The following is a 15443-nucleotide window of genomic DNA, read 5'->3' as shown; positions in this document are numbered from 1 at the left end:
AGGATTGTTATGAGGCCGGTAAATTTCGATCTAGATGCCATGCGCAGTTTTGTCACCGGGGTCGAACTGGGCAGCTTTGCCAAGGCGGCGCAAAAACTCGCGCGTTCGACGTCAGCCATCAGCGCCCAGTTGAAGAAACTGGAAGCCCAGGTGGGCTCAGCACTTTTCAAAAAGGCAGGTCGCGGGCTTGCCCTGACTGATACGGGAGAGGTGCTGCTCAATTACTCTCGGCGTCTTTTGAGCCTCAACGACGAGACCATCACTGCCGTCTCCGAGCTGAAGCTCAAGGGATGGGTACGCCTCGGGCTTCAGGAGGATCTCAGTAGCTTCTTGCCGACGGTGTTGGGCAGGTTCGCCAGGGCTCATCCCGATGTTCGAGTGGAAGCCCGGATTGCGCGCAATGCTGACCTGCTGAACCGGATCGAAAATGGCTCGCTCGATTTGGCGGTGGTGTGGGGTGACGTGCCGGACGTCGGATACCGGGAGAGGGTGGCGGAACTGCAAATGGAGTGGATCGGCTCTTCTCACCAGTACCTCGACTGGCGCGTCGAATCAGGGACACCGCTGCCCATCATTGCCTTTGACACGCCATGTCCTTTTCATTCGATGGCCACTGCGGCGCTGAATCGCGAGGGAATTCCCTGGCTGCTGTCGTTTACCAGTTCCAGCCTCAACGGCCTGTCCGCGGCGACCGAAGCCGGTTTGGGCTACACGATCAGGACAGCCCTGGGCTTGCAATCGGGGACCGAACTGTTGGCTGCCGACGAACGAGGTTTGCCGCCTTTACCCTCCATAGCCCTGATGCTGCATCGAAGAGAGGCTAACCCTGATCCGCTGACCGAGCGTTTGTCGAATATCGTCATGCAGGCAATTCGAAGTGAAATTGTTTACTGAGCGATAAATGGCGAGCGTTAGTGTGATGTTCGTGTAAAACGGACATGAGAGGACAAACCACGGTTTCTCATATTCATTATCGTGGTCTGTCCCTGTATTTTCACTGCGTGATGGCTGCTATTGGCTGGACGTGGTTGGGCGTTCCAACTAATGCCACTGACTCCTTACTTCCTGCCACTGAGTTTCTGACAGCCACTTATCTGCCATCGGGAAGAAGATGTTCTCCTCGGACTCCATGTGATCATAGTATTTCTTGATAAAGTCATCGATGGTATCAGCGATCACTTTCATTTCCTGAGTTGAATCTTCCAACGCCTTGAGTTGTCCAGCAATGCGCCCAAATGCCAGATGGTCGCGCTCGATATCCTTGACCCGTGGATGGATCGGTGCCTCGGTCTCCAGCAAGGCCCGCCGGATAATCTCTTCATTTTCATGGTGATGCCGCTCTGCGTCGCCATGCAAGGCTTCCAGTTCCTGAAACAACAGCTTGCGATCATCGGCATCGGCGGACTCATGTTTCATTTTTCCCAGTAATCCTTTGATCTGGGTAATTTTTTTAGCCACCTCATGATGGTAAGTGTGCAGTTCATTCAACAGGGTGTTCATATAAAGTCCTCTCCGCTGCACCAAGGCATCATGAATAATTAATATTAATCACCAACTTCCAAGGGTGGCCATATATGAGCTTCCATCACGTCTAATGCCTCCATCCACAGCATTCATCACTGTGTACTAAACCTTCTTAGTATAGTCGGGCGCCCAATACTCACCCCGGGAAATGTGCAGCCCTTGGATGAATTGGAAATATCAGGTCAGTGTTGATATGCGTTATTTGATCGACTGCAGGAAAGGCTGCAAATAACAGGGGGACGGTGGTTTTTTTGGGGGAGGAACGGCGGGGCGTTATCAAGCGGAGCATGAGGTTGCCCCTTGGCCTGTCTTCACAGGCCAAGGGGCAATTCCGATGGATCAGGTGAACCTAAGCCTCCCAGCCCGCCCCACTGACTGCTGATTGCACCAGCGGGTGCAAGTCTGCGCCCTGATGCTCCGTTTGCCAGGCCAGCAATTCCTTGCGCATGCCGGGCGTCCAGTACATTTTCAGGTGATTACGCACGTCGAGCACGGCCTGTTTCTGGTCCGGTTCGCTGGCGAAGTACTGGGCGATCTGGTTAGCCATTTTGATCAGGTTGGCGGTGCTCATCGGCGTACCTCGGCTTTTGCTCCGGCGCCGCGTGCCGCACGGCGTTCGTCGAGCAGGCGTTGTTGTTCGTCGCTGAATTCCTGGTAGCGTTTTTGCCATTCGGAAGGGTGGTAGACGCGGCTGACTTCCACGGCGGTGACCTTGTACTCCGGACAGTTGGTAGCCCAGTCGGAGTTGTCGGTGGTGATGACGTTGGCTCCCGATTCCGGGAAGTGGAAGGTGGTGTACACCACGCCCGGGGCGACCCGTTCGGTGATCCGCGCACGCAGGACGGTTTGTCCGGCGCGGCTGCCAATGCCAACCCAGTCACCTTCGTTGATGCCACGGCTCTCGGCGTCGGTCGGGTGGATTTCCAGGCGGTCTTCGTCGTGCCAGGCGACGTTTTCGGTACGCCGGGTCTGGGCGCCGACGTTGTACTGGCTGAGGATCCGCCCGGTGGTCAGCAGCAGCGGATAGCGGCTGTTGACCTTTTCCTCGGTGGGCACGTAGCCGGTGAGCATGAAGCGTCCTTTGCCGCGCACGAACTCCTCGATGTGCATGGTCGGCGTGCCGTCCGGTGCCGCGGCGTTGCATGGCCATTGCAGGCTGCCGTGGCGATCCAGCGAGGCGTAGCTGACGTTGGTGAAGGTCGGCGTCAGGCTGGCGATTTCATCCATGATTTGCGACGGATGCTGGTAGTTCATCGGGTAACCGAGGGCGTTGGCCAGGGCCACTGTGCCTTCCCAGTCGGCCTTGCCGCCCAGCGGTTCCATGACCTTGCGCACTCGGGAGATGCGCCGTTCGGCGTTGGTGAAGGTGCCGTCTTTTTCCAGGAACGAGCTGCCCGGCAGGAACACGTGGGCGAACTTGGCGGTTTCGTTGAGGAAAATGTCCTGCACCACGATGCATTCCATGGCCGACAGGGCCGCGGTGACGTGCTGGGTATTAGGGTCGCTCTGGGCGATGTCTTCACCCTGGCAATACAAACCCTTGAAGCTGCCGCCCAGGGCGGCTTCGAACATGTTGGGAATACGCAGGCCCGGATCGGGTTGCAGCGTAACGTTCCAGGCTTGTTCGAATTGCGCTCGTACCACCTCGTTGGAGATGTGCCGGTAGCCGGGCAACTCGTGCGGGAAGGAGCCCATGTCGCAGGAGCCCTGAACGTTGTTCTGCCCACGCAGCGGGTTCACGCCCACGCCTTCGCGGCCGATGTTGCCAGTGACCATGGCCAGGTTGGCGATGCCCATGACCGCGGTGCTGCCCTGGCTGTGTTCGGTAACGCCCAAGCCGTAGTAGATCGCCGCATTGCCACCGGTGGCATACAGACGGGCAGCGGCGCGGATGTCGGCAGCGGCGACGCCGCAGATCTCGCCAAGGACTTCCGGCGAGTTTTCCGCACGGCTGACGAACGCCTTCCACTGGGCGAAATCGCTGCCCTCGCAACGGGCGTCGATAAAGTCCTGGTTGAGCAGGCCTTCGGTGACGATGACGTGGGCCAGGGCGTTGAGCATGGCGACGTTGGTGCCCGGGCGCAGGGCCAGGTGCAGTTCGGCGCGGGCATGCACCGTGTCCACCAGATCAATGCGGCGTGGGTCGATGACGATCAGCCGCGCACCTTCACGCAGTCGGCGCTTGAGCTGGGAGGCGAACACCGGGTGGGCGTCGCTCGGGTTGGCGCCCATCACCAGAATCACGTCGGCCTGCATCACCGAGTCGAAGCTCTGGGTGCCGGCGGACTCGCCCAGGGTTTGTTTCAGGCCATAGCCGGTCGGCGAGTGGCAGACCCGCGCACAGGTGTCGACGTTGTTGTTGCCGAACGCGGCGCGCACCAGTTTTTGCACCAGGTAGGTTTCTTCGTTGGTGCAGCGGCTGGAGGTGATGCCACCAATGGAGTCGCGACCGTATTTTTGTTGCAGGCGACGGAATTCGCTGGCGGCGTAGGTCACCGCTTCATCCCAGCTGACTTCCTGCCAAGGGTCGTTGATGTGCTTGCGGATCATCGGCTTGGTGATGCGATCCGGGTGGGTCGCGTAGCCCCAGGCAAAGCGCCCTTTGACGCACGAGTGGCCGTGGTTGGCCTGACCGTTTTTGTCGGGGACCATGCGCACGACCTGGTCGCCTTTCATCTCGGCGCGGAACGAGCAGCCCACGCCGCAATAGGCGCAGGTGGTGATCACGCTGTGTTCGGGCTGACCCAGCTCGACCACGCTTTTTTCCATCAGCGTCGCGGTCGGGCAGGCTTGCACACAAGCGCCGCAGGACACGCATTCCGAGTCGAGGAAGTTCTCGCCACCGGCGGCTGCGACCCGGGATTCGAACCCGCGCCCGGTAATGGTCAGGGCAAAGGTGCCCTGGGTTTCTTCGCAGGCGCGCACGCAGCGGTTGCAGACGATGCACTTGCTCGGGTCGTAGTCGAAGTAGGGGTTGGAGGTGTCCTTCTGGTCGTCCAGATGGTTCTCGCCTTCATAGCCGTAACGCACTTCCCGCAGGCCGACCTGGCCGGCGACGGTTTGCAGCTCGCAGTTGCCGTTGGCCGAACAGGTCAGGCAGTCCAGCGGGTGATCGGAGATGTACAGCTCCATGACGTTGCGGCGCAGGGTCGCGAGCTTTGGCGTCTGGGTGTGCACGCTCATGCCTTCGCTGACCGGCGTGGTGCAGGACGCCGGGTAACCGCGCATGCCGTCGATCTCGACCAGGCACATGCGGCAGGAGCCGAAGGCTTCCAGGCTGTCGGTGGCGCACAGTTTGGGAATGGTGGTGCCCAGCATTGCGGCGGCGCGCATCACCGACGTGCCTTCGGGCACGCTGATGCTTTGGCCGTCGATGTTCAGGGTGATCTGCACTTCGCTGTGGCGAGCCGGGGTGCCCAGATCGATATCGGTGTTCGGGTCGAAGAGAGTGATCATTGGTCGGCCTCCGAGGCTTGCAGACCGAAGTCAGCGGGGAAGTACTTGAGGGCACTGACCACTGGATAGGAAGTCATGCCGCCCAGCGCGCACAGCGAACCGTACTGCAGGGTGTCGCACAGGTCCTTGAGGATGATCACCTGTTCATCGCGACTGCTCTGGTCAGGCGCGGCCAGCAGGCGGTCGATCACCTCCACGCCGCGGGTCGAGCCGATGCGGCAGGGGGTGCATTTGCCACAGGATTCCTCGGCGCAGAACTGCATGGCGAAACGCGCCATGTGGGCCATGTCGAGGCTGTCGTCAGCCACCACCACACCGCCGTGACCGAGCATGGCGCCGATGGCGGCGAACGCTTCGTAATCCAGCGGCGTGTCGAATTGCCCCGGTGGCACCCAGGCGCCGAGAGGGCCGCCAACCTGTGCGGCTTTCAGCGGTCGGCCACTGGCGGTACCGCCGCCGTACTCTTCCACCAGTTCGCGCAGGGTCAGGCCAAAGGCCCGCTCTACCAAACCGCCGTGACGAACATTGCCCGCCAGTTGGAAGGGCATGGTGCCCAGCGAACGGCCCATGCCGTAATCACGATAGAACTGCGCGCCCTTGGCCAGAATCATCGGCACCGAGGCCAGCGTCAGCACGTTGTGCACCAGGGTCGGCAGGCCGAACAGGCCCTGCAAGGCCGGGATCGGCGGCTTGGCGCGGACGATCCCGCGCTTGCCTTCGAGCGAGTCGAGCAACGCGGTTTCTTCACCGCAGATGTAAGCGCCGGCACCGACCCGCACTTCCATATCAAAGGCCAGGTCGCTGCCGCCGACATTGGCGCCGAGGTAACCGGCGGCCCGGGCGATGTCCAGCGCCTCGCGCAATGTGGCCACGGCCTGTGGATATTCCGAGCGCACATAGATGTAGCCGTAGCTGGCGCCGACGGTGATGCCGGCAATGGCCATGCCTTCGATCAACAGGAAGGGGTCACCTTCCATCAACATACGGTCGGCGAAAGTGCCGGAGTCGCCTTCGTCGGCGTTGCACACAATGTATTTCTGCGCCGCCTGAGTACCGCGCACCGTGCGCCATTTGATCCCGGCCGGGAACGCCGCGCCGCCACGACCACGCAGGCCCGAATCGAACACAGCAGTCGCGGTCTGCTCACCACCCAAGGCGACGGCCTGGGTCAAGCCCTCGAAACCGCCGTGGGCGCGGTAATCGTCCAGCGACAGTGGCCGGGTAATGCCGGCGCGGGCGAACAGCAGGCGTTGTTGCGACTTCAGATAAGGCAATTCTTCCACCAGGCCCAAAGCCAGTGGATGGGCGGACGGCTCGCCTTGCAGCGCATCAAGCAGCGATGGCACATCGGCGGCGGTCAGCGGGCCGAAGCCGATACGGCCTTGCGGCGTGTCCATTTCCAGCAGTGGTTCCAGCCAGTACAGGCCGCGAGAACTGGTGCGTTGCAGGTCCAGCGGCAGATTGCGTTCCTGGGCCCGAGTGGCCAGGGCCACGGCCACCTCATCGGCACCCACGGCGCGGGCAAGCGAATCACAGGGCAGATAAAGACTCGGCATCATGCGTCCTCCAGGCAAGCGTCGAGCAGGGCATCAAGGCGCTCGGCGCTGAGGCGCGCATGCACCTGACCATCCAGCTCAAGGGCCGGCGAGCAGGCACAGGCACCGAGGCAATACACCGGGCGCAGGCTGATGCTGCCGTCGGCACTGCTGCCGTGGTCGTCCAGTTGCAGGCGTTCACGCAATTGCGCCGCGAGCTGCTCGGCGCCGCGGCTCTGGCAGGACTCGGCCCGGCACAAGCGCAGGATATGCCGCGCCGGAGGGGCGGTACGGAAGTCATGGTAGAAGCTGATCACCCCGCGAACCTCGGCCTGACTCAGGTTCAGCGCATGGGCAATCTCGGGGACGGCGGCATCGGGGATGTAACCGATGCCCTCCTGAATATCATGAAGGATCGGCAACAGCGCGCCGGGCGAACCCTTGTGGCGCTCCAGCAGGTTGTTGACCATAGACAGGTGCAACATCTCATCAGGCATACAGCATTCCTCACGATCACGGGCAAACCAGGTGGTTGTCGGTTGTCCGAAAGTGTCGGCTGCGGCAGTCACGCCACGTCACGGTATCGTGGCATTTTCAGGCCGTTGGCCAGGCACCCTGAGCGGGCATCTTGTTGGGCCCGGTACGGTCTTTGCCGCACCTCTTCAGGGCATATAGGGCAGCTTGCCACGCCGCCTTTGAATCATCTGCACGAAAGCGACGTGTTTGGTTCTTTCTACGACTACCCGTTAAGTCTAGAAGAGTGTGGCCGAAGGCGCCGTCTCTGAAGGGGATTTATGCCTTTTTGCTTTAGAGGTTATGCAAAAAGGATCGCAGGCGGGGAAGGTGATGACTGAGTTCAGCGGGATGAATTCGACGGTGGAGATTTCGAAACGGGTTTCTCAAAACAAAATGACAGGGATCAGGAGTTTTGGCAGAGCATTTAGGATTTGTCTTGCAGCCAATGCTTGAGTTTTTGGATAGGGTCATTAGGCCCAGACTTAAGTCAGGATTCCCAAGGACGAACAAGGATGATTCATGAGCGAATACGGAAACGTACCTAGACCCGCCCTCGCAAATTCACCGAGAAATAAACCTTATCGCGGTGGTGAACCTACAGACCTGCACGCCAAATACTGGTCGCAATACCCTGAAGCCCCAGCGAAGAAGCCCGTAGCTGCAAAAGAGCCGGCTGAACCTGGCTTCTACATCGTTCAGGAAGTCATGCCGCGCTCTGCTCTCGAATCTGCATTGTTCGATAAACCAGATGGAGCAACGCTTGAGAAATTCAAGCGACTCAACCCACACGTAACCGGCTACGCCAAGCCCGGCCAACTCATCGTCTTGAGCGATCCGAATAACCCGCAATGCACACGCGAAGAAGCACTGCTCATGGAAGCAGCTCAGAAGGTGGACGCTGCACTCAAGCCCATGAGCGACGAAGAAGCCAGCTTCATGGTTCGCCATCGGAGCGAAATAGAATCCATTCTTTCAAAAGGCTCAACATCAATCGGGGTTGCTGAATCAATCTTCGCCAAGAACTTGGAAGACGTGAAAACCTCTCTGAAAGATATTGAGACCTTGCACCAGAAAAGCTTCCAACGTGACGGCCACTTGCGTAGCCCAGAGTTCTTTGCTGAGCGTGCACGACTGTTTGCCAAGCTCGATAGGCAGCTCACCGGGCTAACCAGAAAGGGCATCGGCTTCCCAGATCATCCGAGCCTGAAAACAGCTCTTGGAATATCAAGTAAAAGCTTGGTGCACCACTGGGGTTTAGCCGGCGCTCCGGGGCAGATTCCAGGTTATGCCACGCACTCGGAAGGTGTAGCCAAAGCGGCCAAGGTTGTTAAGTACGGCGGCTGGATTGGCACAGCCGTAGGGGGCGGTGCGTCTTACATGAAGGTTCAAGAAGTCTGTGCGGCAGGCAACAAAGATGCCTGTGAAAAGATCAAATACACCGAGAGTGGTAACTTCGTTGGTGGAGTGGCTGGTGGTGCTGCTACTGGTGCGTTTTTGACCGGTTCCACAGCAGGAGTTATCTGCGTTGGCTTGGGCGTACCTACAGGTGGCATGGCAACGCTAGCATGTGGCGTCATAGTTGTAGCGGCAGGCTCATACGCTGGGGGCGCCCTTGGAGGGGCTACAGGCGAATGGGCCGGTGAGAAGATCTATGAGGCGGGCAAATGAGTTTGAACGTTGTTGATAAGGTACTCCTATCCATTGCCCTCATTGATCTGGCAGGGATTTTTCTTTGGATAGGCGTCTGTCTGCATCTGGCGTACACGAAAATGGATTTGATGTTGGAGCATCTGAAAAGTTGCTCAGCCATCATGTCTCGTGCTCCGCTTCGACATGGTGGGCCTTGGGGAAAACTTCTGCTCGTCGGTGGCATTTCGGGAATTGTTACCTTCCCTGGATTTTATTTGAAAAGGGGCGAGCTAAGTTCTGAAGATTTAGCCAATTTTCCCGCCTCCATTAAACGCAAGTTAGCAGTAATGCAGTGGAGCGTGATTTGGCTGTTATTGGTAATGATCAGTTTCGGGGTGGCTGTTAAATTGGGTTTTATTTAATATTGCTGTGTACTGAGTTGCCCCTGTTTCATGTGCATATTCGAATGGCTCTTTTGGCCTGTAGTGGCGGTTGGTGCCGGGCGTAAAGGAAGGTCAATGAAGGAAAGTCAGTCGGTCAGTCATTTTATGGGTGGCTATGTACCGCTATACAACCAGCTTCCTTCACAAATTATCCTTCGCTCGCGGAAAATGACAGAGATCAGGTGTTTAGGCGGTGCTACTGGCGAGTTGGTAGGTGAAATGCTTTACGAGGTCATGAAATGAATACCGCTGAGCTCATTGTCGGTGGTCTGTGCGGCGTGGTGATCGCTTTGTTGATCGTCTGGATCGGTATTGCTCTTTATATTGCACACACCAAGATGGACTTGATCCTGGAGCACCTCAAGAACAGTTCCGCTGGAACTAAGTTGGCTGCACTAAAACAAGGAGGAGTATGGGGAAGACTGCTGTTAGTCGGCGGTGCGTCTGGACTCGTTACGTTTGCGAATTTCTACATCAGACGCGGCACTCTCAGTACAGAGGACGTAAACAACTTTCCGGGTCCACTCAAGCAGAAACTTGTGTTGGTGCAATGGAGCGCTATAGGGCTGCTTTCTGCGATGACTGTGCTGGTTGCTGTGGGCAAATCAGGGTAAGCGTCCGGGGACACACCTGTTTGGATACGCCACCGCTCATAGCCCTAAGGACGGTGGCACATGCGGCCTGTTCAAATGTAGGATTGACGCAAAATGGTGATGGATATCCATATGAACCTTGCGACGCTAGCGTTATTCCTGCCCGCCTGCTTTGCCCTGAATATGGCGCCAGGGCCTAACAACCTGCTGTCGATCAGCAATGCAACACGCTACGGATACCGCACATCATGCATGGCAGGTGTGGGTCGCTTGCTGGCGTTCGCGCTGATGATTGCGCTGGTTTCGGCAGGCTTGGCCGTAGTGTTGCAAACTTCAGAGCTGGTCTTCTATGGGATCAAAATAGTTGGCGCGGCCTACCTTTTTTACTTGGCATACCAGTTGTGGAGGGCTGAACCACGAGCGGAAGCCGAGTCAAAAAACGCCCCGTTAGGTCTTTTCGCGCTGGCAAGGCAGGAATTCCTCGTCGCCGCAGGCAACCCTAAAGCCATCCTGATTTTTACCGCGTTCTTACCTCAATTCGTCGACCCAACGGCAGACATGGGTTCTCAGTTTGCGTTGCTAGGTCTTCTGTTTTTGGTATTGGAGTGGATTGCCATTGGCATCTATGCGTACATCGGATTGTATATGCGACGTTGGTTTGCCCTGCCTCAGGGTAAGCAAATTTTCAACCGTTGCTGCGCTGGTTTGTTGTCGGCTGCCGCCTCGATGCTATTGATGGCACGTCGAGCGTGATTCGCAGTTAGCAGATGATGCGAAGCGTCTGCGACTCATCTGCGTGGTTGGACGGGTTGCCAGTCCTATGCTGGTTCTCCTACCACGCCTCCCGGCATGAAATCCGTACTTCGATCTCGAGAGTGGCCGATTATTAATGAGCGCCTGGCTCATTCCACATACCGGGCCCGACTAAAAAACAGCGCCGTCCCGCTACCGATGGCATAGATCGAAGCGATGCCCACATCAAAGCCGGCAATGAAAGGCGGCAGCATGAAAATACTCATAAACCCCAGAGCGAGCAGGGTGATGCCCAGCCATTTTCTGAGGCGGTAGGATTTCAGATAGAAGAACAACAGCAGGAACACCGCGTAAGCACCGGCATACAAGCCATATTCGCTCATGGTCTACCCGCCTTGATTCGCTGCGCCGAAAACACCACTGGAGAGGTTGGCGATACTCGTTCGTTGGGCATTGAGTAAATCCCCCTGTTGCCGGGTCAGGGGTTTGGAGATCCCGACCATCATTTGGCAGGGCAAATCCTTGGCGAGCATTTTGTCGTAGAGCTCCACCACCAGATTGTTCACTTCATAGTGGGCGGCTTTCGCTTCACCGAAATGCAGCGTTCTGAGGCTACCCCGTTCACTGGCTGACAGGGTGAAGCGCGATACGTTGAAGACAATTCCATGGTTGCCGGAAAACTGGTCGCTCTCAAACTTCAATGCTCGCATCCTTATCGAGTCTGGAAAGGCGGGGAGTCTGTCTTAGCCCGTGGGCGTTCGCAAGCGCTTGGTAATACGCTGAAAAAGACTTTCATCTCGGGTGAAAATGGAGGCGCTTTGACCTGCCCCTGTACTTCCCAACAACTTCGCTATCGAACGCTAGCGATGAAACGCAGGATTTCCCGCTCGACCTTTTCGGGCTGGTCGAGCTGTATCCAGTGTCCCGTATCAGTCACCACGGCGTGGGGTAACTCCGGTCGTAACGCGTAGAGCGCATTGGGATTGTCGTTCGCGCTACTGACCAGGAGAAAAACAGGACCTTTCCATGCATCCAGCGCGGGTTCCGGGTTCCAATTGGCGAACGCCACCGCAAACCCCAACCGTGCCGCTGCATCGACCGCAGCACAATCTTCCAGAACTCTGGACGTTACCTTTACGTTATTGCCCGCGATCGTGGCATAGAACCCCTGTTGCACATCAAGGCTCGCAGGCCCGGCAAGCGCTTCCAGCATTCCGGCGCGAACCTCATCGGGAAGTGCCCTTGGATCGGTCGCGGGATCAAGCAGGAACACGCCAGCCACGCGGTTGGCGTATCTGGCGGCATAGTCCAGCGCTGCGGCACCACTTCCGCTGTGGGCCACGATGATGAAACGCTCAAGCTTGAAGGCGGCGGCTGTATCGATGATGTCCTGCGCACGCCCTGCATATGAATAGTCACCATCCGCAGCCGGGGAGCTGTCTCCGCTGCCCCGTGAATCAAGGGCATAGACTTTCCTGCCGCGTCCGATAGGTTCGAGCATTTCCGCCCACTGGCTTGCTCGACCGGAGTCCGCATGGAGGAAGAGCACCGGCAAACCTTCGCCGTGCCCTGCTTCAATCACAGCAAGATTGCCCTGCGTTCCAGCGAATAGTGTCTGCTTCATAGTGTTCTCCTTTGTCTGTTCCGTACCGTCCGTGGAAAAAGATAAGCCGACGACAACGCCGATCAGCAGCGTAGGGCAAAGAATGGGGGCAGGCTACGTTTTCTCATGTCCATGATCGTGGTCTGTCCCGTGTTTCCCCTGGGCAAAATCGCAACCACCGTCCTAGGACATTTCCCGCAAACCGTAGCGCCTTCCATGAACTGGCGGGAAGCATTCATGGAAGATAACCTAATGTCTTCGCTGCAGCCGAGCGGACGGTTTTGACAGGCCGAAAAAACGCAGGGTTCCTGAAAATCCTGGAGATTCCTTATGAAAAAGACAACCCGAAATCCACTTGATAACCCGTCGCTCTCTACATCAGAAGACCTCGATCCAATAGAGCTTTCCGAAACCGCCCAACGCACCGTCAGTGCCCGTTTGCGTAACCCCAGTCACCCCGATCCCGTCAGCCATGTATTCACCATTGTCCCCGAAGTAGACACGGCAACCTTACTGGTCCACGCCAGCGAAACCCTCGCCTCGATCAACGCCATGACCACCGACCTGGCGTTCGAACTCGAAGGCTCGCGGCGCAATGTGGCACTGGCCATTCAACAGTTGGCCGTGCTGGCCGAGTTGCTGGTAAACCGAGCGCTGGACCACCTCGACCAGCCCGATGGTGCAGGTGAGAGCCAGCCCACCGTCCACCACTGAGTGGTCGCGCTCGTTTACCCAATGGAGGTTTGTCATGGATCGATACATGCCTGTCACCGGCATTGACTGCACCATCCCGTCACTGCTGATCGATACCCAAGCACCGCTCGACGTACTGCACGAAACCGCTGCCTACCGCATCCGTACCGCGACTGAACTGCTGGAGAACATTGCCGTGGGCGAGGGGATTCACAGTGAACTGGCGCGGGTGCTGGTGACTTCGCTGCGCGATGGTTGTGATTTGCTGGATGTGGTGGGGAGACGATTGCAGGTGGAGGTATTGTTGGTATGAGAAATGGGCGACCTTGTTTAGGTCGCCCATTTTAGTTGGGGTAGGAAAAGGGAGGGTGGATTACGTTTTACATCAGACGATGTAATCGTGGTCTGTTCCGTGTTCTCCTCACCACTCAGTAGTTTTCAGCGAACTCGTGAAACCTACTAAACACCTGAAACCCAACATAGTCGGACCGGTGCTTGTACTGAGTCCGGTAGTAGCAGTCCCAGTAACTGATCATGCGATCTTGCGTCGTTTGAAAATACTTCTGATTATCCCGAATGAAGCTGCCGTAAAAGGTCGGACTGATTGTGGGCAGGTGGGCTTCAACGGTGTTAAGAATATCGATTACGTACTCGCCAGTAAGCTGGAAAACGAACGGGACAATCCATGGTTCGTGAACTGAAAGAATGCGTTCCAGTTGACGTTGACGCACACGCCCATCGTGGTGTCGTGTCAGAAGACATGAGTACAAGATGCTCTGAACACCAGTCAGCTGCCCGCAGGCTTGCTCATCACCTTCGTGATGAATCCGATAAGGAATGATCAGGTTCTCTTTACCGATTTTGACCTCTATACCCCGATGCGTTGCTAGCCTGGTAAGGCCCATGATCTGGCTAAGACCTTCTGCCTCCAATCTGAGGGAGGATGGGAAAGCAGTGGTGATTGAGCCTAGTGGAACTGGTGGAAGGGAGGCAGAACAGAGCGACATATGAATGTCTCGACGGACTGGACGATTCACAGCATGCCTACTTTGGCAGAAAACAGCACGGTTGGATGGGGGATCTAGGTGGCTAGGTGAGTCTTAGCTAGCAGTCACCGGCAATTGGTGGGCATGGAGTAATGATGAGGGAACCAAACTTGCGCCAATCCTTGAGAAATGTCCTGTCGTGCGTAAAGTGCGTCCCATTTTGCCTGGCTTTTTCCTATTGTCTGATGGGCGAATTAATAGTTGGTATTATTCAAAATTCTGATGGCAATGTAGTTATTACGCATTTGGTTTTTTGGTTAATACATAAAAATTTCTTCTCTGGTCTCCATCAAATCCTGTGGCAAAGTCACTAATTTGATAGCCCCCTGGCGTAGCTATTTTTTGTACTAATGCGGGATCATTTTTGGCATCGTCTGGGATTTTGACGTACTCTGTATTCATCAATATACCAAATACTTTTCTCATGTCATTTCTCCATGCTATTTTTTCTTCCTCCTTAAGCTCATCAGCATTGGCAGGGATTTCATAGAGAACGGATGAGTGTCTGTCTTGCTCGATTTGTTTGATGTTATCTCCTGTTGCAATAGGTAGCGCTTGTATATCCTCTAATGTTAATCCTTGAGAAACCCCTTGTGAGATATCTGTTATTTTTTGTTGAGTGCGCGGCGACAGAAGATCCCATTCAATAGTAATTCTGTCTGTTGTTCCAGGTCCATAGAGCTTGTATTGCATGTCTCTATATTTGTCAATGGTAAAAGAAGAGGCGATGCCTCCCAATTTACTAATGCTTAGTTTTGCAATTTCACCCCGTAAAGGGCCTTGCATCCATTCGATTTTAGTAGAGCCATTTTCTAAGGCATCATTTGATTGGAGTAGTCTTAGATGAAAGCCAATAGCATTTTTACTTCTATTTTTTTCTCTAACTCCCAAGAATGTAGATTCCAATGAATTGTTTTTTCCACCAAAAACAAATCCAAAACCTAGCCAGCCTTCATCTGTAAATCCTTCCCTTTCAGTGTATGCAACAAAAGCGGATCCGCCAGTTTTTGCAATATTACTTATAAGGTAAGGGGGCATGATGTCACGATGATCCTTCATGCCAAAAATACTTTCTTGTTGTTGGGAGGCAAGCTCTAAGCCATTTCCTTTCTGACCATTCTTCAAATTTGTTAAGAAGTGAGCGTGTTCCCAATCAAGAGGGGTGAAAATAGTTGAGCCTATTCCAGGTATAACTTTTTTCCAGCCAGTCCCGTGCTTTTCAAAGCCAAAATTTTCGGGAGCAAAAAAATCTCGCGCTGCTGCAATTTCTAGCTCTCGTGGAGTATGTTTAGATGTAATCATGCGTTTAGTCCTTTAATCGTTCAGTCCTATAATTTGTCTCGCAGTATAGTCGTAGGTGATAAGAATATGAGTGGAGATTATTGTCTTGTTGTTACAAGTAGTTGCTGGTTTTTATCTTTTGTAAAATGTGTAAGCTGCGCCCCATTTGCGGCACCAGTAGTCCATGGTATTGAGCGTAAGTGCTCCATAACCCCCATATTCAAAGTCATCACCTGATCCCTGATGCTGTGCTCCCGATTCCTTTCCTGAGCCAGCACCTCATGATGCGTCCCGACGCAAAAGTCGAAAAAGTCTGTCTCTACCCCAAGCCCGTCGACATCCGAAAATCCATTGATGGCCTCGCTGCGCTG

The 15443-nt window shown here is 55.8% G+C and carries 17 protein-coding genes and 1 pseudogene; 8 read left to right on the top strand and 10 right to left on the bottom strand.

Annotated elements, in window-relative coordinates:
- The first annotated feature begins 9 nt into the window (after positions 1-9).
- On the top strand, positions 10-894 hold the full coding sequence (locus AC3WK5_RS08340; RefSeq protein ID WP_103318106.1) for a LysR substrate-binding domain-containing protein: 885 nt from the start codon (positions 10-12) through the stop codon (positions 892-894).
- 147 nt (positions 895-1041) lie between these two features.
- Here the strand turns inward: AC3WK5_RS08340 and AC3WK5_RS08335 are convergent, their stop codons facing one another.
- From AC3WK5_RS08335 to AC3WK5_RS08315, 5 genes are all read right to left on the bottom strand, one after another.
- Positions 1042-1500: a hemerythrin domain-containing protein gene (locus tag AC3WK5_RS08335; RefSeq protein WP_103318104.1), complete on the bottom strand. Its 459-nt coding sequence runs from the start codon at positions 1498-1500 to the stop codon at positions 1042-1044.
- Positions 1501-1873: 373 nt separating this feature from the next.
- On the bottom strand, positions 1874-2095 hold the full coding sequence (locus AC3WK5_RS08330; protein ID WP_103318102.1) for a formate dehydrogenase subunit delta: 222 nt from the start codon (positions 2093-2095) through the stop codon (positions 1874-1876).
- The gene (gene fdhF / locus AC3WK5_RS08325; protein ID WP_103318100.1) at positions 2092-4980 is read right to left on the bottom strand and encodes a formate dehydrogenase subunit alpha; all 2889 of its coding nucleotides are present in this window, start codon (positions 4978-4980) and stop codon (positions 2092-2094) included. The genes AC3WK5_RS08330 and fdhF overlap by 4 nt, the downstream gene beginning before the upstream one ends.
- Positions 4977-6539 (bottom strand): formate dehydrogenase beta subunit, encoded by a 1563-nt coding sequence (locus AC3WK5_RS08320; RefSeq protein WP_103318098.1) that lies wholly within the window; start codon positions 6537-6539, stop codon positions 4977-4979. The genes fdhF and AC3WK5_RS08320 overlap by 4 nt, the downstream gene beginning before the upstream one ends.
- Positions 6536-7012: a formate dehydrogenase subunit gamma gene (locus tag AC3WK5_RS08315; protein WP_054595777.1), complete on the bottom strand. Its 477-nt coding sequence runs from the start codon at positions 7010-7012 to the stop codon at positions 6536-6538. The genes AC3WK5_RS08320 and AC3WK5_RS08315 overlap by 4 nt, the downstream gene beginning before the upstream one ends.
- A 538-nt stretch (positions 7013-7550) precedes the next feature.
- Between AC3WK5_RS08315 and AC3WK5_RS08310 the strand changes: the two genes are divergently transcribed.
- From AC3WK5_RS08310 to AC3WK5_RS08290, 5 genes are all read left to right on the top strand, one after another.
- Positions 7551-8699 carry a hypothetical protein gene (locus AC3WK5_RS08310; protein ID WP_103318096.1) on the top strand — a complete coding sequence of 383 codons (1149 nt, stop codon included), beginning with the start codon at positions 7551-7553 and terminating at the stop codon, positions 8697-8699.
- On the top strand, positions 8696-9082 hold the full coding sequence (locus AC3WK5_RS08305; RefSeq protein WP_103318094.1) for a hypothetical protein: 387 nt from the start codon (positions 8696-8698) through the stop codon (positions 9080-9082). The genes AC3WK5_RS08310 and AC3WK5_RS08305 overlap by 4 nt, the downstream gene beginning before the upstream one ends.
- 96 nt (positions 9083-9178) lie before the next feature.
- Positions 9179-9346 carry a hypothetical protein gene (locus tag AC3WK5_RS08300; RefSeq protein ID WP_158248920.1) on the top strand — a complete coding sequence of 56 codons (168 nt, stop codon included), beginning with the start codon at positions 9179-9181 and terminating at the stop codon, positions 9344-9346.
- Complete coding sequence (locus AC3WK5_RS08295; protein ID WP_103318092.1) at positions 9343-9717, top strand: hypothetical protein; 375 nt, start codon at positions 9343-9345, stop codon at positions 9715-9717. The genes AC3WK5_RS08300 and AC3WK5_RS08295 overlap by 4 nt, the downstream gene beginning before the upstream one ends.
- 111 nt (positions 9718-9828) lie before the next feature.
- Positions 9829-10449, top strand: a complete 621-nt coding sequence (locus tag AC3WK5_RS08290; RefSeq protein WP_103318172.1) for a LysE family translocator — start codon at positions 9829-9831, stop codon at positions 10447-10449.
- 149 nt (positions 10450-10598) lie between these two features.
- On the opposite strand, the gene AC3WK5_RS08285 is transcribed toward AC3WK5_RS08290, so the two are convergent.
- The 3 genes and pseudogenes from AC3WK5_RS08285 to AC3WK5_RS08275 all read right to left on the bottom strand — a co-directional run bounded on the left by AC3WK5_RS08285 (position 10599) and on the right by AC3WK5_RS08275 (position 12073).
- Positions 10599-10832 (bottom strand): hypothetical protein, encoded by a 234-nt coding sequence (locus tag AC3WK5_RS08285; RefSeq protein WP_103318090.1) that lies wholly within the window; start codon positions 10830-10832, stop codon positions 10599-10601.
- A gap of 18 nt (positions 10833-10850) precedes the next feature.
- A pseudogene (locus tag AC3WK5_RS08280) lies at positions 10851-11150 on the bottom strand (hypothetical protein); the annotation flags it as partial.
- 149 nt (positions 11151-11299) lie between these two features.
- The gene (locus AC3WK5_RS08275) at positions 11300-12073 is read right to left on the bottom strand and encodes an alpha/beta fold hydrolase (protein WP_103318088.1); all 774 of its coding nucleotides are present in this window, start codon (positions 12071-12073) and stop codon (positions 11300-11302) included.
- Positions 12074-12382: 309 nt separating this feature from the next.
- On the opposite strand from AC3WK5_RS08275, the gene AC3WK5_RS08270 reads away from it, so the two are divergent.
- Together AC3WK5_RS08270 and AC3WK5_RS08265 are read left to right on the top strand one after the other, a co-directional pair.
- Positions 12383-12766, top strand: a complete 384-nt coding sequence (locus AC3WK5_RS08270; RefSeq protein WP_103318086.1) for a DUF6124 family protein — start codon at positions 12383-12385, stop codon at positions 12764-12766.
- A 34-nt stretch (positions 12767-12800) separates the two neighbouring features.
- Positions 12801-13058 (top strand): hypothetical protein, encoded by a 258-nt coding sequence (locus AC3WK5_RS08265; RefSeq protein ID WP_103318084.1) that lies wholly within the window; start codon positions 12801-12803, stop codon positions 13056-13058.
- A 115-nt stretch (positions 13059-13173) separates the two neighbouring features.
- Here AC3WK5_RS08265 and AC3WK5_RS08260 read toward each other — a convergent pair whose 3' ends face one another.
- Positions 13174-13650, bottom strand: a complete 477-nt coding sequence (locus tag AC3WK5_RS08260) for a hypothetical protein (RefSeq protein WP_492574146.1) — start codon at positions 13648-13650, stop codon at positions 13174-13176.
- A gap of 378 nt (positions 13651-14028) precedes the next feature.
- A complete protein-coding gene (locus AC3WK5_RS08255) occupies positions 14029-15093 on the bottom strand; it encodes a hypothetical protein (protein WP_103318080.1) in 1065 nt (354 codons plus the stop codon).
- Positions 15094-15443: the final 350 nt, after the last annotated feature.

It is taken from the genome of Pseudomonas sp. FW306-02-D09B, assembly GCF_058782685.1.
The sequence above is the reverse complement of the archived record's forward strand: the minus strand, read 5'-3'. Positions and strand labels throughout refer to the sequence as shown.